The organism is Pseudomonas persica (genome assembly GCF_900291015.1).
Lineage (GTDB): Bacteria > Pseudomonadota > Gammaproteobacteria > Pseudomonadales > Pseudomonadaceae > Aquipseudomonas.
In genome coordinates, this window is the sequence record NZ_OLKL01000434.1 from 1 (window position 1) to 206 (window position 206).

Below are 206 nucleotides of genomic sequence, written 5' to 3' on the forward strand. Positions count from 1 at the left end.
TTGCTCAGGGTCACGGTGTAGGTGATCACGCCACCTTCGGTCACCGACGGGCTCGCCGTCAGGGTCGCCGTGGTGGTATCCACCGAGTCGTTAATGGTGGTCTGGGCCGGGGTCGGGTTCGGCGTCAGTTGCTCGAAGTTGCCACCCGTGGCGCTTTCGATGGTCACGCTAACGGTCGAGCCGTTGTTGTAGACGTCGTTGGCCGG

Annotated in this window: 1 protein-coding gene; it reads right to left on the reverse strand. The window is 63.6% G+C overall.

The annotated features are described in order from the left end of the window. On the reverse strand, positions 1 to 206 hold a 206-nt coding region (locus FQ664_RS27160; RefSeq protein ID WP_144176031.1), incomplete at both ends, for an immunoglobulin-like domain-containing protein.